This is a genomic window from Micromonospora sp. NPDC023633, assembly GCF_040640035.1.
Taxonomy (GTDB): Bacteria; Actinomycetota; Actinomycetes; order Mycobacteriales; family Micromonosporaceae; genus Micromonospora.
Genome location: NZ_JBFABB010000087.1, coordinates 1 through 20784, shown reverse-complemented (window position 1 = coordinate 20784; position 20784 = coordinate 1). Strand labels below are relative to the sequence as shown.

Genomic DNA, 20784 nt, shown 5'->3' with positions numbered 1-20784 from the left:
GAGCGATGAGCACCCCGACCATGATCGGAACCAGCGAGCCGGCCGGCCCGGCTCCGGAGGAGCGGCGGCCGTCCGCGCGCCGCTGGGGCACCGCCGCGCTGGCCCTCGCCGTCGTGGTCGGGCTGCTCCTCGGGTACGCCGGCGGCCTGCTGACGCCCCGACTGACCCGGCCCGGCGACAGCTCGGCGGAGGCGGGCTTCGCCCGGGACATGACGACCCACCACGCGCAGGCGGTGGAGATGGGCATGATCGCCTTCGACAGGGGCACGGACCCGGAGGTCCGCAGCATCGGCGGCGACATCGCCGCCGCCCAGCAGGGTGAGCTCGGCATCATGCAGGCGTGGCTGCGTTCATGGGGGCTCGACCCGGCGGGCAGCGAGCCGTCGATGTCGTGGATGCCCGACGGCACCGCGATGGTCCAGAACGGGCTGATGCCGGGCATGGCCACCCCCGAGGAGATGGCGAAGCTGCACGCGGCCGAGGGCCGCGAGCTGGACGTGCTGTTCCTGCGGATGATGATCAAGCATCACCTGGGCGGCATCCACATGATCGACGGCATCCTCGACGTGAGCGACGAGCCCGACGTGGTCCGGACCGCGCAGACCATGAAGAACACCCAGCGCAACGACCTCACCAATCTCCAGAACGCGCTGCAGCGGCTGGGCGGCTGACCCCGCCTCCGCCGCCCCGCTGTCCGTCGAGAGGTCCGCGTCGCCGCCGGTTCACCCCGGCCGACGCGGACCTCTCGCCGTTCCCGGCCCGAGGCCGAAGCGACCTTCCCGCGCCCGGTTACCGGCCCGGCCGTCGCGCCCCGCGCCACCCTCGCGCTGCTCTCCGTCCACGCGTGCGCCGACCACGCCGCGACCGCTCCGCGTCCGGCCTGACGGGCGAACGACCTGATTGACCGGAACGCCCGATTCCGACACTAAGAGAGTTTTCTCCACACATATCGTGACCAGTTGCGATTCGGGCTCGTTGCGCAGGACGTGGGGGTTGCACTGAGAGACGCACGGCGCTCGGTCACCAGCTGGTGCCGGCGCCACACCATCGGCGGTGACGGGGCGGTGGCAGCCGTCCGTCGCGGACAGCGGCAGGGCGAGCCGGGAACGCTCAGCCGCGAACAGGAGCTCGAACTCATCGACGTCCTGCGGGGCGTCTACCCCGACGAGCTGGGGCTGGACGAGGAGCTGTGGACGCGACAGAGCCTGCACGCCCTCATCCAGCGCCGCTTCGAGGCGCCCATGGACGCCGGGGCGGTCGGGGCGTACCTGCGGGCCTGGGGGCTGGGCCCGCGGGAGCCCCGGGAGCGGGCCTGCGGCCTCTGCGTCGGCGCGGTGGAGCGCTGGGTGCGCAGCGAGTACCCGGCCATCACCCGGGCGGCCCAGGAGCACCTCGCCGAGGTCTACTGGATCGGCCGGGTACGCCTGCGCGGCACGATGCCGGCGGCGGACGTCATCTCCGCCGTCTCGTCCCGCGGCCGGGTGCGCTTCATGATCACCACACCGTCGGTCGACCCGCCGCTCCCCCGTGACTTCGTGCTGCGGCTCAGCGGCGAGGAGCAGCGGACCGTGCACCTGATCGTGGACGGCTCCTGGCCCCGCAACGAGTGGCCCCGGCGCCTGCCCCGCCGCATCGTGCTGCACCCGCTGCCCAGCTGCGGCCGCGCCGTCGCCGCCTGACCACCCACAGCGCCGGCGCCCGCACCGTACGCCCGACGTCAGGTGCGACGGCCCGAGCCGGGCCCGCCCGACCCGGCGCGACGGCCGAAGCGGCCGGCGGGCATCGACGAGTGGAACGTCATGGTCGCATCGGACGACGGGACACAGCCGTGAGGCTCCACTCGTGCCGCCTGAGGGCGTCCGCCCTCCTCTCGGAACGGCCTGCGGCGCAGGCAGTACCGGGCAGGGCGACACGAGGGCGGGCACCGGATACCGATTCGGCGTTCCGGGGAGGCGTTTGCTAGTCTTCTCGAGTCGCTGAGCCCCCGTAGCTCAGGGGATAGAGCACCGCCCTCCGGAGGCGGGGGCGCAGGTTCGAATCCTGCCGGGGGCACCACGATGAGCACGATCAAGGCCGCTGACCAGGGCAAGCCCAGGCAGCGGCCTTTGTCGTGCGTCCGGCCACGTCCGGCTGTCAGCGGCCCGTGACGGGCGTCTGCGCCCGCTGGGTGCCGAAGTTCGGCGCGGGTCAGTCGTGGCCGAGCGCAGGACGGGAACTCCAGCCGCCTGGACTGGCGGCGCGCGTGACCACCGTTCGCGGGCCACGATGGCGAAGAGGATCTGGTCGGACCACTCGCCCCGGAAGAGGTGGCTACCGACGGGGCGCGCCTCCTGGCGTGGGCCGAGCCGGATCATCCAGGCGGGCGGAGGCGCGGCCACCGACGCCGCGATGATCGGGACCGTGGAGTTGGTCCGGCGCGATTGCACCGCGGTGGACACCCTGCCGGAAGGGACCACGCAGGGCTCTCCGGTGATCGGCCGGCCGGCCCGCTTCGGCCGAAGGGCGGTTTCGGCTGCTCGGGGCTCACCACCACCGGGCGTCGGCGGGGCCAGCTGCGGACCAGGTGCGGCGCGTGTGGAAGTTATCGCAACCGCTGCACACCTGCTTGAGACTCCAGCTCACTCGACAAGCTGGTTCCCCACGAAACGCATCCGCTTGACGATCTTCCCATCCTTGCTCTTTTCATAACTGTAGTATTCTTTTTGCGGGTCTGCGTCCGACCAATCTATCGCCGCAATGAGATCGTTCTTGTGGTGCTCCATCCGATCCGTGCTCAGGTAGCCCTCATCCGGCTGCCAGTTCCTCGGCAGGTCGTCGCTCTCCCGGTAGAAGTACATGTGGAAGAAGCGGGTCTTTCCCTCTGCCGCTTCGATTTCCCGCTCGACTGGATGCTCCTTGCCGTACTTGTCGACCAGTTCCTTCAGTTCCGTCAGATCCTCGGGCGGGTTCAGGATCATGTAGTGCTTCCTGACGGTCACGGCGTCTTCGTCCTTCTTGCCGAAGACCTCCTCCGTGTTCTCGATCTCGAAGATCCTGGTCTCCCCCGAATCCTCACTTCTTGCGCATCCGACCAGGATCAACGGGACGAAGAGCACGCCGACAATCAAGGCCAGGGTCTTCGCATGGGCTCTGATCACCAGATCCTCCTCAGAGATGGACTGGCCGCAGCACGGGTGGCGGCGGAGCGGGCCGCAGCGGCGCGGACTCGCCATGAACGCGAGGCGAGGGCAGCGCGATCATGAGCGGGAGACTACTGGATCATGGTTGCCACAGGGGCACGTGCCGGCCGCGCGGGAAGCCGCTGCGTCGCCGGGCACCGGGCGTGAACACGGACGACTCCGCCCACCGCCTCGCGCGGCTGGCTACGCCAGCGCCTGCCGCACGGATGGGGGCACATCTCTCCGGGGGCGGGGGCGCAGGTGCCAATCGTGCCGGGGCACGACGACAAGCAGCAGGAGAGGCCGCCGACCAGGAAACCTGGTCGGCGGCCTCCTCCTGTGCTCCGGCCGCCGCCCGGTCGGGACGGGCGGAAGGCGTCGGGCGGTTCCGTCAGGTCCGAGGCGCGGTCGCGCGGGCCCAGCGCAGCAGCGCGGTGAACGCCAACGCGGCCGTCACCGCCCCGCCCACCAGCCGCACCCGGTGCCCGGCGACGAACTCGGCCGCGACCTGACGCAGGTACTCCGGGGAGTGCGTGCCGACCGGGTCGACGAACATGATCTCGTTGCGCGGCCAGAAGAAGAAGACCGAGAACAGGAACTCGCAGGCGACGAAGACCACGGCCGCGCCGGCGATCCACCAGCGCAGCCGGCGGTCGCGCCAGGTGAGCACCGCCGCCGCGAGGCAGGCGAGCACGACGGTCGCGCCGAGCGGCGGGAAGTAGTCACTCGGGCCGCCCGCCACCAGGAACTCGCGGGCCCGGTCGAGCGACGCCGGGGGGTCGCCGAAGATGTTGGGGTAGAGCATCACGGTCTCGGCGGCGACGCCGCCGAACGACATCATCGCCGTCCACACCAGAGCGATGAGCACCGTCCAGGTCAGCTTGTCGCGGGTCATGGGTCCTCCTGCCGATCCAGTCGACGCCGTGCTGGCGCCGTCCGCTGGGGTCGTCGTCGACGCTAGGGCGGCCGCCGCCGCCCGTCTGCCGCCCGACGGCGCGAACGCGGCGTCGACTCTGGACGTACGGCGGCACGGACCGGTCGCCCGCCCGCGCGGTCGGGCGTCGCTTCCCGACGTAGCCGAGGTGGCCGACGGGCATGGTCGAGGGGCAACCCACGACAGGCGACGGAGGGCCGACAGGCGACGGGGTCGACAGGCGACGGAGGGCCGACAGGCGACGGACCGACGGGTGGCCGGCGACAGGCGACGGAGGGGGCCGACGGGCGGCGGGCGTACGTCAGTCGGCGGCGCGGCGGGCGCGGGCCCGGCGCTTGCCCTCGTGCATGGCCTGCACGCGGGCGACCGGGATGGTGTGGCCCTCCGCGACCAGGTCCGCCGGGAGTCGCTGCGGCGCGGGCAGCCGCTCGGCCCAGAGATCGCGCTCGGCGACCAGCGCCGGGGCGGTACGGATCGTGAAGTCCGCCGGGGTCACGTCGCCCAGGTCGGCCCAGTCGACCGGGAAGGAGACCGGCACGCCCGGCCGCAGCCGGGGGCTGTAGGCGGCCACCACGGTCGCCCCGCCGGCCCGGGTCGAGTCGACGAACACCTTGCCGCCCCGGTCCTCGCGGATGAAGGCGGTGGTGGCCAGCGCCGGGTCCAACCGTTCGGCGCGGGCGGCCACCGCGCGGGTCGCGGCGGCCATGTCCTCCACCGTGGCGCCCTGCGCCACCGGCACGAAGACGTGCACGCCCTTGGCCCCGCTGGTCTTGACCGCACCGGCGAGCCCCGCGTCGGCGAGCGCCTGCCGGACCAGCCGCGCGGCGGCGACCGCCAACGCGAAGGAGTCACCCTCCGGGGGGTCGAGGTCCAGCACCAGGTGGGTGGGGCGGTGCAGGTCGTCGACCGTGGCCAGGGTGGGGTGGTACTCCAGCGCGCGCTGGTTGGCGAACCAGCGCAGGGTGCGCCGGTCGTCGCAGAGCGCGTACGAGATCTCGCGGTGCGACGCCTCGGCCCAGACCGGGGTGCGGGCCACCCAGTCCGGGGTGTACTTCGGCAGGTTCTTCTGCATGAACGGCGGCTGCCCCGGCCGGACCCGGATCACCGACAGCGGCCGGCCGCGCAGCTGCGGCAGGATCCGCTCGTGCACCGCGTCGAGGTAGTCGACCAGGTCCCGCTTGGTCGCGTCGGCGCCGTCGAACAGCGGCTGGTCGAGGTTGGTCAGCGACACCCCGTCCCGGGTCTCGTCAGCGCCACTCATCCGACCACCTTCGCGGCCCGGGGGCCGGCGGTCAACCGGACGCGGCGGAGCGGACCGCGACGAACGGGTCGCCGCCGGCCCGGACGGCGTCGAGCAGCCGCTGGGTGTGCCCGCGCGCGGCGGCGTACAGGCCCCCGCCGTAGCTGACCCGGGCCACCCCGAGCGCGGCCAGCTCCGACACCGCCGGCGCGCCGGGTCGGGCGAGCGCGTTCACCGCGCCGGGCACGGCCGCCACCAGCGCGGACAGCACCGCCGGGTCGGCGAGCAGGATCGGGTATACGCAGTCCGCGCCGGCGGCGAGGTAGCGGGTGGCCCGGCGGACCGCATCGGGGAGCCGGGCGGCGGGGTCGCCGCCAGCATCGAGGAAGACGTCGATCCGGGCGTTGAGCACCACGGGCACCCCGGCCGCGTCGGCCGCCGCCCGGACCTCGGCCAGCAGGTCGGCCTGCGCCCCGGCGTCGACCAACCGGCCGGTACGCGGGTCCGAGTCCTCCAGGTTGAGCCCGACCGCCCCGGCGTCGAGCAGGCGCTCCACCAGCTCGGCGGGGCGCAGCCCGTACCCCCGCTCCAGGTCGGCGGTGACCGGGACGGCGACCGCGCGGGCGACGCGGGCCACGGCGGCGAACATCTCCCCAGGCGGGGCGGCCTCGCCGTCGGCGTGGCCGAGCGATTCGGCGACGGCGCTGCTGCTGGTGGCCACGGCCGGGAAGCCGGCGGCGGCGACCTGGCGGGCGGAGCCGGCGTCCCAGGCGTTGGGCAGGATCAGCGGGTCACCGGGCCGGTGCTGCGCGCGCAGCGCCGCCGCCCGGCCGGCAAGGTCGTCGGTCATACGCCGATTCTCGGCCGGCCGGCGCCCGGCTCTGAGCTCCAATGCCGTGCCGGTGGACTGGGCCGCTTTCGGCGTCGACCTGCATCTGGAGCTGGACGCGTCGGCCGGGCGCCGGGCGGGGCTGGAGCGGGCGCTGCGCGACGCGATCCGGGACGGCCGGCTCGCCCCGTCGGCCCGGCTGCCCGCCACCCGGGCGCTCGCCGCGCAGCTCGGCCTGTCCGGGGCACGGTCAGCGCCGGGCGGAGGTGGTCAGGCCGTCGGGGCCCGCAGCGGGGGTGCGGTCCGGGCCGGGGCGGGTTCCGGGGCCGGGCGACGGCGCAGGGTCGCCAGGGCGAGCAGGAGGGCGGCCGTGACGAGGGCGGCGGCCACGGCGAAGGCGGTCCGGTACCCGGCGGCGAGCGCGTCGGCCGCCGCCCACCCGGCGTCCCGCAGGCCGTCGGTGCGGGTGGCGGCCAGGGTCGCGAGCGCGGCCAGCCCGAGCGCGCCGCCGACCTGCTGGGTGGTGTTGACCAGCCCGGAGGCGAGCCCGGCGTCCGCCGGGTCGGCGCCGGCCATCGCCAGGGTCGTCACCGCCGGCAGCGAGAGCCCGCCGGCAGCGCCGAAGACGAGCAGCGCGGGGAGCACGTCGGTCAGGTAGCCGCCGTCGACGGGGAGCCGGGCGAGCAGCAGGAACCCGACCACTGCCAGCGCGAGCCCGGTGAGCAGCACCGGTCGGGCGCCGTACCGGGCGGTCAGCCGGCCGGCGAGACCGAGCGAGACCAGCGCGATCACCACCGGCGTGGGCAGGAAGGCCAGCCCGGTGGCCGCCGCGTCGAGGCCGAGCACCAGCTGGAGTTCCAGCGCGAGCAGAAACTGGAAGCCGAAGAACGCGGCGACCATCAGGAACTGCACGACGTTGGCGGCGACCAGGTCGGGGGTACGCAGCACCCGCGGCGGGAGCAGCGGGGTGGCGGTCGCCCGCTGCCGCAGCGCGAACGCCCCGAGCAGCGCCGCCGCGAACCCGGCCGCGCCGACCGTCCGGGCCGAGGCCCAGCCGTGCTCGCCGGCGCCCACGATCGCCAGCACGGCGAGCATCAGGCCGGCGGTGACCAGCGCCGCCCCGAGCAGGTCCAGGCCCGCCCGCAGCCCGACGCCGCGGTCGGCGTCGAGCAGGCGTACGGCGCCCAGCAGGATCCCCAGCCCGATCGGCAGGTTGATCCCGAAGATGGCGGGCCAACCGGCGAGGTCGGTGAGGACTCCCCCGGCGAGCATCCCGATCGACGAACCGGCGGCGCCGGTGAAGCTGAAGACGGCGATGGCCCGGGCCCGCTCGCCCGGGGCGGGGAAGAGCCGGACGATCATGCCGAGGCTGACCGCCATGGTGAGCGCCCCGCCGGCGCCCTGGAGAAAGCGCGCCACCACGAGCACCGCCGGGCCGGTCGCGACCGCGCAGAGCAGCGAGGCGAGGGTGAACAGCGCGACGCCGGCCAGGAAGACCGCCCGGCGGCCGAGCAGGTCGCCCAGGCGTCCGCCGAGCAGCAGCAGCCCGCCGAAGGCGACGAGGTAGGCGTTGACCACCCAGGCCAGGCCGGTCGCGGTGAAACCGAGGTCCCGTTGGATGGCCGGCAGCGCCACCGCGACGACGCTGCCGTCCAGGATGATCATCAGGCTGCCGGCGCAGAGCAGGAGCAGCGCCGGCCAGCGGGAATCGACGGTACGGGTGGACATCGGACGCCCCCTAGGTGCACGGTTTGTTACCAGGGCCATCCTCTGTGACCATGAGGCGGAGCGTAAGGAGGCACTTTCATGTCCCAGGGGAACAGCGATGTGACCGTCGGGCGGGCGCCCCAGGCGTGCGAGGCGGTCGACGAGCCCTTCACCCCGGGCCAAGCCAAGGCCTGCACGGTCCGTGAGGTGCTCGACCGGGTGGGCGGCAAGTGGAGCATCGGCATCCTGGTGGCCGCCTCCCAGGGCCCGGTGCGCTTCACCGAACTGGAGCGCTGCGTGGAGGGGATCAGCCGCCGGATGCTCACCCTGACCCTGCGCAACCTGGAACGCGACGGCCTGCTGCACCGGGAGGTCTATCCGACCGTCCCGCCGAAGGTGGAGTACACCGCCACCCCGATCGCGCTGGAGCTCTACGAGTCGCTGGTCGCCCTGACCAGCTGGGCGGAGCGGCACCGCAGCGCGATCGCCGACGCCCGGGCCGCGTACGACCGGGCGCACGGCGCGGTCGACTGACGCGCCGACGGCTCGGAGGCACCTCACGGGTGCCACCGGAGGCCTGAGGCACCCACGACCTTCCACTGCGCCACCCGCCACGCCGGCCACGGCCTCACGCCGGCCTCGGGCGCCCCGGGAGTCACGTCGGCACGGCCGGCACGTCGGCCCCTCCGAGCCGCCGCAGCGGTAAACCTCGGAAGCGTGTGGGGAAGGCCACGCCCTCCATCTGACCGATCGGTCAGGGTCTGACCGATCGGTCAGGCATGCTGGTCGGGGAGGTGGACCGGCATGGCGCGGATGGTTCCGGAGACGCACGACGAGATCCTCGTGGCGGCGGCTCGACGCTTCGCGACGACCGGCTACCGGGGCACCTCGTTGCAGGACATCGCCCGCGAGGTGGGCTGCTCCAAGGCGGCGGTGCTCTACCACTTCGCCAACAAGGAGGCCATCCTCACCGAGCTGATGGCCCCGGCGATCGGCGTTCTCCAGGCGCTCGACGAGCGGATCCGCGCGCATCGCGGCGCGGCCGCCCAGCGGGTCGCCGCCGAGGGCTTCGTCGACCTCGCGGTCCGCTTCCGGCGCGAGATCGCCCTGCTCCGGGGCGAGTTCCCGGAGCTGCTCCAGCAGCCCGCCTTCGCGCACATCCAGCGGATCTCCGAGCGGCTGGTCGACGCGCTCGCCGGGCACCCGCAACGCCCGTCCGCCCGGATCGCGGCCCTGGTGCTGCTCGCCGGCATCTCCGAGAGCTGCGGGGAGTTCGCCGACGTGCCCGACGAGGAGCTGCGCGCCGCCCTGCTGGCGCTCGCCCGGCGGGCACTGGAGCCCGTCGACTGATCCGTCCCCAACCATCCACGACCGAGGACAAGGAACTCATGGCCACCCTGCTCTACCGGCTCGGCCGGGGCTCGATGCGCCGGCGGCGACTCGTCGCGGCGATCTGGCTCGTCGTACTCGTCGGTCTCGGACTCGCCGCCGCGACCCTGCGCGGCCCGATAGCCGACAACTTCACCATGCCCGGCACGGAGTCGCAGCGCGCCCTGGACCTGCTCGCCGAGCAGTTCCCGGCGGCCAGCGGCGCGACCGGCACGATCGCGGTCAAGGCGCCCGCCGACGGCGCGCTCGCCGGCCCGCAGGGACAGGCCGTGGTGAAGGAACTCGCCCAGGAGGCCGCGACGCTGCCCGGCGTCGTCGGCGCCGTCGACCCGTTCCAGGTGGGGGCGGTCTCCCCGGACGGCCGGTACGCGCTGGTCCAGGTCCAGTTCGCCACCGGCGCCGACGAGGTGACCGACGCCCAGCGCGAGGCGTACGAGAAGGTCGGCGAGCGGGCCGAGGCCCAGGGCTGGGAGGTCGCGCCCGGCGGCGAGGTGCTCAGCAGCGTGCCGGAGGTCGGCTCCACCGAGGCGATCGGTGTGGCGGTCGCCGCGATCGTCCTGGTGGTCACGTTCGGCTCGCTGGTGGCGGCCGGGATGACCATGCTCAACGCGCTGATCGGCGTGGGCGTCGGCATGGCGGGTCTCTTCGCGATCAGCAGCGTGGTCGACCTGAGCAGCACCGCGCCGATCCTCGCCCTGATGCTCGGCCTCGCGGTCGGCATCGACTACTCGCTCTTCATCACCTCCCGCTACCGGCAGAACCTGATCGAGGGTCTGCCGCCGGACGAGGCGGTGGGCCGCGCCGTGGGCACCGCCGGCTCGGCCGTGGTCTTCGCCGGCGCCACCGTGGTCATCGCGCTGGCCGGGCTCGCCGTGGTGAACATCCCGTTCCTGACGGTGATGGGTCTGGCCGCCGCCGGCACGGTCACCGTCGCGGTGCTGGTCGCGATCACGCTCCAGCCGGCCCTGCTCGGCTTCGCCGGCCGCAGGGTGCTGCCCCGCAAGCTACGCTCGACGGTGCCGGCCGGGGACGGCGCGGTCGACGCCGCCGGTGCGGCCACCCCGCCGGCCGAGGACCGGTCGGGCTTCGGGTTCCGCTGGGCGCGCCTCGTCACCCGGTTCCAGGTGCCGGTCATCCTGGTCGGGCTGATCGGGCTGGGGCTGCTCGCGCTGCCCGCGCCCGACATGCGGCTGGCGCTGCCCGACGCGGGCACCGCGCCGGTCGGCTCGCCGGCCCGGGAGTCGAGCGACCTGATCACCGAGGGCTTCGGGCCGGGCTTCACCGGCCGGCTCGCGGTGGTGGTCGCCGGGGACACCCCGCAGGCGACCGCGGCCGCCATCCCGCAGGTCACCGCGCTGGTCCAGCGCACCGAGAACGTCCTCGCGGTGGCCCCGCCGCAGCTCAGCCCGGACGGCCGCACCGCGCTGCTCGGGGTGGTGCCGAAGACGGGCCCGACCGAGGAGGCCACCGAGACCCTGGTCAACGACGTCCGCGCGGCGGTGGGCGAGTTCCGCGACGTCGACGTGCTGCTGACCGGGGCGACCGCGATCGGCATCGACGTCTCCGAGAAGCTCTCCGACGCCCTGCCGGTCTACCTGCTGCTGGTGGTGGGGCTCTCGGTGCTGCTGCTGATGCTGGTCTTCCGCTCGCTGCTGGTGCCGGTCAAGGCCGCGCTGGGCTTCCTGCTCACCGTCGCCGCCACCTTCGGCATCACCGTGGCGGTGTTCCAGCAGGGGCACCTCGCGGACCTGGTCGGCCTGGACACGCCCGGCCCGCTGGTCAGCTTCCTGCCGATCCTGCTGATCGGCATCCTGTTCGGCCTGGCGATGGACTACGAAGTCTTCCTGGTCTCCCGGATGCGGGAGGACTTCGTGCACGGCGACACCGCGCAGCAGGCGACCATCAACGGGATGGGGCACGGCGCCCGGGTGGTGACCGCCGCCGCGCTGATCATGATCTCGGTGTTCGGCGGCTTCGTCTTCCTCGAGGACCCGGTCATCAAGTCGATGGGCTTCGCGCTCGCCGTCGGCGTCGCCATCGACGCGTTCGTGGTCCGGATGACCATCGTGCCGGCCGTGATGTCGCTGCTCGGCAAGCGGGCCTGGTGGCTCCCCCGCTGGCTGGACAAGATCCTGCCCAACGTCGACATCGAGGGCGAGGGCCTGCGCGCCCACCTGGACGAGAGCTCCCCCGCCCGCGCCTGACCCACCAACCTGTCGATCATGCAGTTGTGGTGCCCCGCACAACCGGCGAAAACCGGCGGTAACGGGCACCACAACTGCATGATCACCGGGTGGAGAGGGGGTCAGACGCCGGCCGGGTAGGTTTCCATCTCGCCCGGGGTGGTCAGGGCCGGGAGCGGGTGCAGGGCCGTCGTCTCGTCGCACCAGACGAAGGCGTCGTAGCGTTCCCCCAGGCGGGTCGGCACGTAGTTGCCCCACGACTCGAACGACGGGTCGTAGACCACCCCGATCGCCCGGTGGTCGGCGGTCCCGGTGACCCAACCGGGCTGGTCGTCGCCGCCGAAGACCAGCACCGCCCGCTCGGGCATCAGCTCGTGCAGCCGGTGCTCGACCGAGCCGGCGCGGGCCGGCGGCACCACCATCGCCTCGGCCGGCGAGCCCCAGCGGGGCGCGGCGATCACCGTGCCCCGGTAGCCGCCGAAGCCGACCAGGACCACGTCGTCGGCACCGTGCCGTTCGCGGGCGAGCTGGCCGATGTTGACCATCCCGTCGGCGGCCATGTCGGTGGCCCTGGCGTCGCCGACGTGCGTGTTGTGCGCCCAGACGACGCCCCGCGCGCCCGGACCGTAGCGCTCCAGCAGCCGGTCCAGGGTGTCCGCCATGTGGGTGTCCCGGATGTTCCACGAATCCGGCCCGCCGCGCACCATCGCCCGGTAGTAGCGCTCCGCGCCGGCCACCACCTCCGCGTTCTGCCAGGCCGAGAAGCTGTCCGGGCCGTCCGCGGCGGCCTGTTCGCGGGTACGCGCCAGCAGCCGCACGACCTCCTCCTCGCAGCGGGCGGAGACGAACCGGCTCGCCATGCCGTACTCCTCGACCCGCTTGCCGTACGGCTCGAAGCAGCGGTACGCGTCCTGCGCCGCCTCCAGCGAGTTCGGGTCCTCCTCGCCGAGGTAGTCGAAGATCGCCTGCATGGACTCCCAGAGGCTGTAGACGTCCAGGCCGTGGAAGCCGGCCCGGGCGTCCTCGGGGCGCTCCACGTTCCACGCCCGCAACCAGGAGCAGAAGCGGGCCACCTCGGCGTTCGCCCACATCCACGTCGGCCAGCGCTCGAAGCGCTCCAGCGCGGTACGCGGCTCGACGGCCCCGCCCGCGGCGGCGGTCACCGAGCGGTGCACCCGGTCGCAGTCGGGCCAGTCCCCCTCCACGGCGACGAACGAGAACCCGCACTCGGCGATCAGCCGGCGGGTGAGCTGTTCGCGCAGGCGGTAGTAGTCGTAGTTGCCGTGCGTCGCCTCGCCGATCATCACGATCCGGGCGTCCCGGACGCGCTCCAGCAACGGGTCGAAGTCGCTCGGCGCGCCGAGCCGCTGAACCAGCATGCCGGCGGCTACCCGGCGCGCCGCCGGGGCAAACCGCCGATGGTCGATCGGCGGGGCGGTGTGCCGGCGGGCTGAGCGGGTAGCCCGCCGGCATGACCGTCACCGGCGTGCAGTTGCAGGAGTACCTGGCCGGGCTCGACTACCCGGTCTCCCGCGAGGACCTGGTCCGCTGGGGCCAGGAGAACGGGGTCAGCACGGAGATGCTCCAGACGCTCCGCGCCCTGCCGGCGGAGGAGTTCGACTCCCCCGCCGAGCTGAGCGAGGCCCTGAACACGCTGGCCTGACCGTCAACGGGCGTGCGGCGGCACGGTCAGCGGGCGTGCAGCAGCCGGAACAGCACCAGCCACTGCTCAGGCCAGACGTGCCCGACCGGGGTGGCCGGGTCGAGCCGGGTCGCCCGCAGCGCCGCCGACAGCCGCGCCCGCGGGTGGTGCCGGGCCAGCGAGGCCGCGAGCGAACCGCCGACCCCGTCGAAGCCGATCTCCACCATCCGGCGGTACGCCGGCAGCGCCGACGCGGCCAGCAGCGGCTCCGGTCGCCGCTGGATCCGCAGGATGCCGGCGTCCACCCCCGGCACCGGGCGGAACGCGGTGCGGGGCACCCGCCCGGCGAGCCGCCAGCCGAACTCCGGCCAGGTCAGCACGGTCAGCCTGGTCCACCGGCCGTAGTCGCCGCTGCGCCGGCGGGCGTACTCCAACTGGGTGAGCAGGGTGGCCGCGCCCAGGCCGGGCGCGCCCAGGCACCAGCGGACCACGGCCGAGGTCAGCGACCAGGGAATGTTGCCGACCACGTCGAACTCCTCCGGCGGCGGGGTGACGGTGAGGAAGTCGACCTGCCGGTGGGTCACGTTCGGCAGGGCCGCGCAGACCCGGGCCAGCTCGGCGCCGGCGGCCGGGTCCACCTCGTACGCCGTCAGGTGCCGGCAGCGGGCCGCGAGCGGCCGGGTGAGCTGGCCCCGGCCGGCACCCACCTCCAGCAGGAGCCGGTCGGGCCCGGGGCGGGCGGCGTGCACCATCCTGGCGATCGCGGCCGGGTCGGCGAGGAAGTTCTGGGAGAGTACGCGACGGGACCGGTCGCGTTCGGTTGCTCGGGTACGGCGGGGCGCCACGGGTCGTCGTCCTGTCTGTCGCCGTGCGGCGACGGAACGGACAGGCAGCCGCGAGCGGGGCCTGTCCGAGTGGTCGGGGACTCGGACGGCCCTGTGCGGGACGCGGAACGCGGTAATCGGCGGCGCACGGCGAACCCGCCACGCCGCAGTGGGCGACCGGGTGGCGCCGACGGGCGGCACCCGGTCCCGGGACGGGGCCCGGATGCGTGGCGGGGGCGGCGCCGTGCCCGGGGATGCCGGGGCGGTGGCGTCGCGGGTGCGGTGCGGGGTCAGTCGCGGGTCGCGCCGGCCAGGGCCGGACGCCGGACTCGCGGGCGGGCCGCCAGGAGCGGCCCGAAGGCGGCCGGCGTGCCGACCCCCTCGATCAGAGCGTGCGCGGACATGCGGCGACCCTAGCCGCGCCCGGCCCCGCGAGGCGACCGCTTTTCCGCCTCGGCGGCGCCCTCCCGGCTGGGCGGGGTGGACCCTGCGCCTCAGGCCGGCAGATCGACGGTGCGGCCCTCGGCGCGGGCGGCCTCGGCGGCGGCGAGCACGGCGACGACCTCGCGGCCGAAGCGCACGTCGCAGCGGTGGTCCCGGGTGCCCGACCCGATCTCCTCCAGCAACTGGTCGATGGCCACGCCGAACGCGGTCGCCGAGTCGCCCTCGCCGGCCGGAACGGTCTCCACGCCGTTCTCGCCGTAGAAGACGAACTCCCGGCTCACCGCCTCCTGCGGGGCGTCCAGGGTCAGCGACACCGTGCTGGTCGCGCCCCCGTCGTGGGTGAGGAGCAGATGGACGAGCCCGCGCGGCCCGTCCATCGCGGCGACGCGGGTGACCCGGCCGAGCACCGGCAGAAGGATCGACAGCGCGTGCGGGCCGACGTCCCACAGCGCGCCGTGCTCCCGACGCCAGGGCGAGGCCCCGTACGGGTTGCCGGGCTGGAAGATGGACCCGAACCGGATCGCCTTGGCGGTGTGCCACCCGCCGACGGCGGCCGTCGAGGCGAGGAAGGCGGCGACGTCCGGCTGGTAGCGGCCGGTGAAGAAGACCACCGAGGCCACGCCCGCCGCCTGCGCGGCGTCGACCACCCGGTCGGCGTCGGCGACGCTCAACGAGAGCGGCTTGTCCAGCAGCAGGTGCCGGCCGGCGGTGGCCGCGCGGACGGCGATGCCGGCCTGGACGTCCGGGGGGAGGGCCACGGCGATCGCGTCGCAGGCGTCGATGAGCGCGTCGGCGTCGTCGAACACCGGCACCCCGTAGCGCTCGGCCAGGGCGGCGGCCTTGCGCGGGTCCCGGCCCCACACGCCGGCGAACGCGACCCCCGGGTGCACGTCCAACGCCGCGCCGTGCGTCTCCGCCGCCCAGTGACCGGTGCCGAACAACCCGAACCGCACCACGAGTACCCCCACCTCATCGTCCCGCCACGGCACCCGTGGCCCCGGTCCACGCTAGTCGCCCGATCCCGCGCCCGCCCGGACGACGCCGATGGACGCCAGCCGCCCGGCGGGTGAGCCGACGAAGACGGCTGGCGGCAAGCAGACGAAGGCGGTGGCCGGTGAAACGACGGGGCGGCGGGTGGCGGGGTGTACTACGCGGGTTAGTAGGCTGTGCCGGTGACCGAACCGCACCCCGGATCGCCCCGATGACCAGCGCGGCGTCGGCGGGTTCGCCGGTGGACGGGCTCCTCGCGACCGCCTCGATCGTGTTGTCGCTCCTCGTCGCCGCCTGGGCGCTGGTCGCCACGCTGCGGCATCGCGCGCCGGACCGGGCGCAGTTCGTCGGCCTGGCCGTGCTGGAGGTGGCGCTGCTCGCGCTGGCGGCGCTGGCGCTGGTCGCCCTCGGCGCCGGCGAGCGGCCGGGCGAGCCGGGGGCCTTCTTCGGCTACCTGGCGACGCTGGTCTGCCTGCCGCCGCTGGCCTGGGTGCTGGCCCGGATGGAGCCGACGCGCTGGGGCTCGGCGATCGTCTGCGCGGTCTGCCTGGTCACGCCGGTGGTCGCCGTACGGCTCCAGCAGACCTGGGAGGCGCTGGGTGGCTGACGTACGCGCCCCGGAGGTGAAGCGGACCAACGCCGGCCCGGGACGACTGCTGATCGCGGTCTACCTGCTCTTCGCGATCGCCGCGACGAGCCGCGCCGGCCTGCAGATCGCCACGAAGTTCGACGAGGCGCCCGTGGCGTACCTGCTCTCGGCCCTCGCCGCGGCCGTCTACATCGTCGCGGCGGTGGGGCTGGCCCGCGCCGGCGCCGCCGGGCGGCGCGTCGCCCTGGCGTGCTGCGCCGTGGAGCTGGTCGGGGTGCTCGGCGTCGGGGCCCTCAGCCTCGCCGACCCGGAGCTCTTCCCCGACGAGACGGTCTGGTCGCAGTTCGGCAGCGGGTACGGCTACATCCCGCTGGTCCTCCCGGTGCTCGGCCTGCTCTGGCTCTGGCGCACCCGCCCCGCCACGCCCTGACCCCCACCGCCCCACGCCCCGCCACCGCCCCACGCCCCCACGCCCCCGCCGCGAAGAACAAGTGACGATCATGCAGTCGTGGTGCCCGTTGTGGCCGGGTTCGCCGGCCTTGCGGGGCACCACAACTGCGTGATCGACGTTCCGGGGCGGGGCTCGTGGGGGTGGGGTGGGGGGGGCTGGGGGGTCAGTCCTTGGGGCCGCCGGCCACGTAGATCACCTGGCCGGAGACGAAGGACGCGCCCTCGCTGGCCAGGAACGAGATGGTGTGCGCCACGTCCTCGGGGCGGCCGACCCGGCGCACCGCGATCTCCGACTCGGCGTGCTTCTGGAGCGCCTCGAAGTCGACCTTCATCCGGGCGGCGGTGGCGGCGGTCATGTCGGTGACGATGAAGCCGGGCGCGACCGCGTTGACGGTCACCCCGAACGGGCCCAGCTCGATGGCGAGGGTCTTGGTGAAGCCCTGGAGGCCGGCCTTCGCCGCGGCGTAGTTCGCCTGGCCCCGGTTGCCCAGCGCCGAGGTGCTGGACAGGTTGACGATCCGGCCCCACTTCGCCTCGACCATGTGCTTCTGGGCGGCCTGGCTGAACAGGAACGCGCCGCGCAGGTGCACGCCCATGACCGTGTCCCAGTCGGCGTCGGTCATCTTGAACAGCAGGTTGTCGCGGAGCACGCCGGCGTTGTTGACCAGCACCGTCGGGGCGCCGAGTTCGGCGGCGACCCGCTGCACGGCCGCCTCGACCTGGGCCCGGTCGGACACGTCCGCGCCGACGCCGAGCGCTCGGCCGCCGGCGGCGGCGATGGCGTCCACGGTCTCCTTGGTCGCCGACTCCTCGATGTCGACCACGGCGACCGCGAGGCCGTCGGCCGCCAGCCGCCGGGCGGTGGCCGCCCCGATCCCCCGCGCCGCCCCCGTGACGATGGCGACCCGCTGCTCCTCCGACATGCCTACCTCCCGGTAACTTGCGTTCGATCGAAGGAGCTTAACCCAGCCGCACGGCGGCGCCGGCCGGCGCGGGACGCCGTCACGAGCGCCGTCCGACTACTCTGCCCGCCGTGGAGGCTGTGGAGATCGAAGCACCCGTCGTCGGCGTCACCGTCTATCCGGACCGGGCCCGGGTCACCCGCCGGGGCAGCACCCGGCTGGCCGCCGGTGAGCACCGGGTACGCATCGCACCGTTGCCGCTGGGCCTGCGGCGGGACTCGCTGCGGGTCGGCGGTCGGGGCGCGGCCACGGTGCTCGGCGTGGACGTCACGACGTGGCGGCAGCCACGCAGCACCGACGGGCAGGTCCGCGAGCTGGAGCAGCGCAACCGGGAGCTGGCCGACGAGCTGGCCGAGGTCGAGGACGCGGGCGAGGTCGAGACGCAGCGGGGGCAGTTCCTCACCCGGCTGGCCGACCGGGCCGGCGGCACGTACGCCCGCGCGCTGGCCTCCGGTGACGCCGCCCCGACCGACGTGGCCACCTTCGCCGACTCGGTGGCCGGTCAGCTCGCCGACTCCCAGCGCCGCCGTCGTGCGTTGGCCCGGCGGCGTACCGACCTGACCGAGGAGCTGGCGGCCGTCAAGCGGCAGCTGGACGCCACGCGCGGCAAGCGGAAACCGGACCAGCTGGTTGCCGAGGTGACCGTGTCGGTGGACGCCGACGACGACGAGCTGGACCTGGAGCTGAGCTACCTGATCGACGGGGCCCGCTGGCAGCCCTCCTACGACCTGCGGCTGGTCGACGACACCATGACCGTCACCTGGTTCGGGCTGGTCAGCCAGGACACCGGCGAGGACTGGCCGGAGTGCGTGCTCGAACTCTCGACGGCCCGGCCGGCGGCGGCGACCCGCGTACCCGAACTGACGCCCTGGTATCTCGACCGGGCCCGGCCGCTGCCGCCGCCGATGGCGGCGTCGGCGAGCTTCGGCGCGATGCCGCCGCCCCCGGCGCCCGGCGCGGCGCCCGCCGGTGCGGTGGCCCGGTCCGCCCCGCCACGCGCCGAGGTGCGGGAGAGCGCGGCCACGGTCGAGCAGGGCGTCGCCGCGGCCACCTACCGGCCGGCCCGCCCGGTCGCGGTGCCGGCGGACGGCAGCGCCCACCGGGCCACCATCGCCGTGCTGGAGCTGCCGGCCCAGCTGGACCATGTGACCGTGCCGGTCCGCGCGACCGAGGCGCACCTGCGTGCCACGGTGCGCAACACCTCGTCGCACACGCTGCTCCCCGGCCCGGCGGCGGTCTTCCACGGCGCCGACTTCGTCGCGGCCACCCGGCTGCCGACGTGGGCGCCCGGTGAGGAGACCGAGCTGGCGCTCGGGGTGGACGACCGGGTCCGGGTGGAGCGGAAACTCAGCCGGCGCGCCGAGACCCGGGCCACGCTCGGCTCGACCCGGCGGCGGGACGTGGAGTACCGGATCAGCGTGGCCAACCACACGCCCCGGCCGGCGACCGTCGAGGTACGCGACCAGCTGCCGGTGTCCCGCGACGAGGCAGTGGTCGTGCGGGAACCCACCCTCGTCCCGCCCCCGGCCGAGCGCACGGAGCTGGGCGAGCTGACCTGGCAGCTGCGGCTCGGGCCGGGGGAGAGCGGCGAGATCACCATGGGCTTCCGGGTCGAGCTCGCCAAGGGGGTCGAGCTGGCCGGCTGGCGGGAGTGACCGCTCAGAGGCCGCGCCCGCGGCAGAGGCGGATCCACCGGTAGCCGTGGCCGGCCACCTTGAGGCGGTCCAGCTTGCCGACCTCGCCGTAGTTGCGGTCGGCGAGGACGTCGATGGGCAGGTCCGCCTCGGGCTCCAGCATGCTGAGGTCCACCTCGGCGTCGGTGGTGCCGAGGTTGTGCACGAAGACCATCGTGCCGGTGCGCCCGTCGGCCCGGTGCGCCAGCACACCCGGCGGCATCGCCACGTCGATGTGGGTGGTCGAGCCCGAGCCCACCTCGGGGGCCTCGCGGAGCGTACGGATCATCCGCTCGAACCAGGCGAGCAGCGACTTCGGGTCGCTGCGCTGGGCGGTCACGTTGACCTTCTCGTACGAGAAGTCGCCCTTGTCGATCACCGGGCGGACCAGCTTCTCCGGGTCGGCCGTGGAGAAGCCGGCGTTCGGCTGGAACGACCACTGCATCGGGGTGCGGATCGCCTCCCGCCCCGGCAGCGACAGGTCCTCCCCCATGCCGATCTCCTCGCCGTAGCGCAGCACCGGCGTGCCGCGCAGCGAGAACTGCAACGCGTACGCCAGCTCGATGCGGCGGCGGTCGTTGCCGAGCATCGGGGCGAGCCGGCGGCGGATGCCCCGGTCGTAGATGCGCATGTTCTCGTCGGGGCCGAACTCCGCGTACACCTGGTTGCGCTGCTCGGCGGTGAGCCGGGAGAGGTCGATCTCGTCGTGGTTGCGCAGGAAGGTGGCCCACTGCCCGCCCTCGGGCAGCGCCGGGGTGTCCCGCAGCGCCTCGATGATCGGCTCCGGGTCCTGCCGGGCCAGGGCCAGCATCAGCCGCCCGTTGAGCATGAAGTCGAAGAGCATGTGCAGCCGGTTGCCCGAGCCGCCGCTGTCGGCGAAGAAGGTCGGCAGCTGGTCGGGCTCGACGTTGGCCTCGGCGAGCAGGACGGCGTCGCCCCGGCGCCACTGCACGTGCTGGCGCAGCTCGGTGAGGAACTCGAAGTCCTTCGGCGAGTTCGGGTTGCCCGGCTCGGTCAGCTCGATGATGAACGGCACCGCGTCCATCCGGAAGCCGGAGACGCCGAGCTGGAGCCAGAACGAGACGATCTTCTTGATCTCCTCGCGGACCGCCGGGTTCGTGAAGTTCAGGTCCGGCTGGAACTTGTAGAACCGGTGGTAGTACCAGGCCTTGGCGGTCCGGTCGTAGCTCCACGTCTCGTGCTGCTCGCCGGGGAAGACCATGCCCTGGTGCCGGTCGCTCGGCTCGTGGTCGGACCAGACGTACCAGTCCCGGTACGGCGAGTCGGGCGAGGAGCGGGCGGACTGGAACCACGGGTGCTCGTTCGAGGTGTGGTTCACGACCAGGTCGATGATCACCCGGATGCCGCGGTTCTGCGCCTGGTGCAGCAGCTCGGCGAAGTCGCCGAGGGTGCCGAAGCGCGGGTCGACGTTGTAGAAGTCGGTCGCGTCGTAGCCGTCGTCCCGGTTGGGCGACGGGTGGATGGGGTGCAGCCAGAGGCAGGTCACGCCCAGCCGGGCGAGGTAGTCCAGCCGGCCGATGAGCCCCCGGATGTCACCGACCCCGTCGCCGTCGGAGTCCGCGTACGTGTCGATGTCGAGGCAGTAGACGACCGCCTCCGAGTACCACCTGTCAGCCATGCCTGGCTAATGTCTCCGATCCCGCCGTCCGGCAAACGCCGACCTCCGCCCGGCGGCCCACGCAGGCGCCGGTCGCGCCGGTTGCGCCACCTCGCGGGCCGGTCGCGCCGGTCGCGCCAGCTCGCGGGCCG

19 protein-coding genes and 1 tRNA gene are annotated in these 20784 nt (G+C 74.1%); 10 read left to right on the top strand and 10 right to left on the bottom strand.

All coding sequences use genetic code 11. The annotated features are described in order from the left end of the window. Positions 1-20 precede the first annotated feature (20 nt). From AB0G13_RS24070 to AB0G13_RS24060, 3 genes are all read left to right on the top strand, one after another. Positions 21-671, top strand: a complete 651-nt coding sequence (locus tag AB0G13_RS24070; RefSeq protein ID WP_357878184.1) for a DUF305 domain-containing protein — start codon at positions 21-23, stop codon at positions 669-671. A 315-nt stretch (positions 672-986) separates the two neighbouring features. Beyond that, a complete protein-coding gene (locus AB0G13_RS24065) occupies positions 987-1679 on the top strand; it encodes a winged helix-turn-helix domain-containing protein (protein ID WP_088998637.1) in 693 nt (230 codons plus the stop codon). A gap of 301 nt (positions 1680-1980) precedes the next feature. Continuing rightward, positions 1981-2055, top strand: a tRNA-Arg gene (locus tag AB0G13_RS24060). A gap of 563 nt (positions 2056-2618) precedes the next feature. Here AB0G13_RS24060 and AB0G13_RS24055 read toward each other — a convergent pair. The 5 genes from AB0G13_RS24055 to AB0G13_RS24035 form a co-directional block, all read right to left on the bottom strand. After that, positions 2619-3137 carry a hypothetical protein gene (locus AB0G13_RS24055; protein WP_357878163.1) on the bottom strand — a complete coding sequence of 173 codons (519 nt, stop codon included), beginning with the start codon at positions 3135-3137 and terminating at the stop codon, positions 2619-2621. 412 nt (positions 3138-3549) lie between these two features. Then, positions 3550-4053 (bottom strand): DUF1772 domain-containing protein, encoded by a 504-nt coding sequence (locus tag AB0G13_RS24050; protein WP_357878160.1) that lies wholly within the window; start codon positions 4051-4053, stop codon positions 3550-3552. A gap of 340 nt (positions 4054-4393) precedes the next feature. Then, on the bottom strand, positions 4394-5353 hold the full coding sequence (gene ligD / locus AB0G13_RS24045) for a non-homologous end-joining DNA ligase (protein ID WP_357878157.1): 960 nt from the start codon (positions 5351-5353) through the stop codon (positions 4394-4396). A gap of 31 nt (positions 5354-5384) precedes the next feature. Continuing rightward, a complete protein-coding gene (locus AB0G13_RS24040) occupies positions 5385-6182 on the bottom strand; it encodes an isocitrate lyase/phosphoenolpyruvate mutase family protein (protein ID WP_357878154.1) in 798 nt (265 codons plus the stop codon). Positions 6183-6431: 249 nt separating this feature from the next. Continuing rightward, entirely contained in the window at positions 6432-7889 is a 1458-nt protein-coding gene (locus AB0G13_RS24035; RefSeq protein ID WP_357878151.1) for an MFS transporter, read from the bottom strand. Positions 7890-7967: 78 nt separating this feature from the next. Here AB0G13_RS24035 and AB0G13_RS24030 point away from each other — a divergent pair, with 78 nt between their 5' ends. The 3 genes from AB0G13_RS24030 (at position 7968) to AB0G13_RS24020 (ending at position 11461) form a co-directional block, all read left to right on the top strand. Next, the gene (locus AB0G13_RS24030) at positions 7968-8402 is read left to right on the top strand and encodes a helix-turn-helix domain-containing protein (protein WP_357878148.1); all 435 of its coding nucleotides are present in this window, start codon (positions 7968-7970) and stop codon (positions 8400-8402) included. 270 nt (positions 8403-8672) lie between these two features. Beyond that, positions 8673-9218, top strand: coding sequence for a helix-turn-helix domain-containing protein (locus AB0G13_RS24025; RefSeq protein WP_357878145.1), 546 nt, complete (start codon positions 8673-8675; stop codon positions 9216-9218). 38 nt (positions 9219-9256) lie between these two features. After that, entirely contained in the window at positions 9257-11461 is a 2205-nt protein-coding gene (locus tag AB0G13_RS24020) for an MMPL family transporter (protein ID WP_357878142.1), read from the top strand. 101 nt (positions 11462-11562) lie between these two features. On the opposite strand, the gene AB0G13_RS24015 is transcribed toward AB0G13_RS24020, so the two are convergent. Next, positions 11563-12819, bottom strand: a complete 1257-nt coding sequence (locus tag AB0G13_RS24015) for an erythromycin esterase family protein (protein WP_357878139.1) — start codon at positions 12817-12819, stop codon at positions 11563-11565. Positions 12820-12911: 92 nt separating this feature from the next. Between AB0G13_RS24015 and AB0G13_RS24010 the strand changes: the two genes are divergently transcribed. Continuing rightward, a complete protein-coding gene (locus AB0G13_RS24010) occupies positions 12912-13103 on the top strand; it encodes a DUF2795 domain-containing protein (RefSeq protein WP_357878135.1) in 192 nt (63 codons plus the stop codon). Between the two features lie 26 nt (positions 13104-13129). On the opposite strand, the gene erm is transcribed toward AB0G13_RS24010, so the two are convergent. Further along, on the bottom strand, positions 13130-13927 hold the full coding sequence (gene erm, locus AB0G13_RS24005) for an ErmE/ErmH/ErmO/ErmR family 23S rRNA (adenine(2058)-N(6))-methyltransferase (protein WP_357878132.1): 798 nt from the start codon (positions 13925-13927) through the stop codon (positions 13130-13132). Between the two features lie 473 nt (positions 13928-14400). After that, a complete protein-coding gene (locus tag AB0G13_RS24000) occupies positions 14401-15306 on the bottom strand; it encodes a Gfo/Idh/MocA family oxidoreductase (protein WP_357878181.1) in 906 nt (301 codons plus the stop codon). A 245-nt stretch (positions 15307-15551) separates the two neighbouring features. Here AB0G13_RS24000 and AB0G13_RS23995 point away from each other — a divergent pair, with 245 nt between their 5' ends. Together AB0G13_RS23995 and AB0G13_RS23990 are read left to right on the top strand one after the other, a co-directional pair. Further along, positions 15552-15947, top strand: a complete 396-nt coding sequence (locus tag AB0G13_RS23995) for a hypothetical protein (RefSeq protein WP_357878129.1) — start codon at positions 15552-15554, stop codon at positions 15945-15947. Continuing rightward, complete coding sequence (locus AB0G13_RS23990; protein WP_357878126.1) at positions 15940-16359, top strand: hypothetical protein; 420 nt, start codon at positions 15940-15942, stop codon at positions 16357-16359. Before AB0G13_RS23995 ends, AB0G13_RS23990 begins: the two co-directional genes overlap by 8 nt. 184 nt (positions 16360-16543) lie before the next feature. Here the strand turns inward: AB0G13_RS23990 and fabG are convergent, their stop codons facing one another. Beyond that, the gene (gene fabG / locus AB0G13_RS23985; protein ID WP_357878123.1) at positions 16544-17302 is read right to left on the bottom strand and encodes a 3-oxoacyl-ACP reductase FabG; all 759 of its coding nucleotides are present in this window, start codon (positions 17300-17302) and stop codon (positions 16544-16546) included. Between the two features lie 110 nt (positions 17303-17412). Here fabG and AB0G13_RS23980 point away from each other — a divergent pair, with 110 nt between their 5' ends. Beyond that, entirely contained in the window at positions 17413-18996 is a 1584-nt protein-coding gene (locus AB0G13_RS23980; protein ID WP_357878120.1) for a DUF4139 domain-containing protein, read from the top strand. A 4-nt stretch (positions 18997-19000) separates the two neighbouring features. On the opposite strand, the gene AB0G13_RS23975 is transcribed toward AB0G13_RS23980, so the two are convergent. Continuing rightward, on the bottom strand, positions 19001-20653 hold the full coding sequence (locus AB0G13_RS23975; protein ID WP_357878117.1) for an alpha-amylase family protein: 1653 nt from the start codon (positions 20651-20653) through the stop codon (positions 19001-19003). Positions 20654-20784 lie beyond the last annotated feature (131 nt).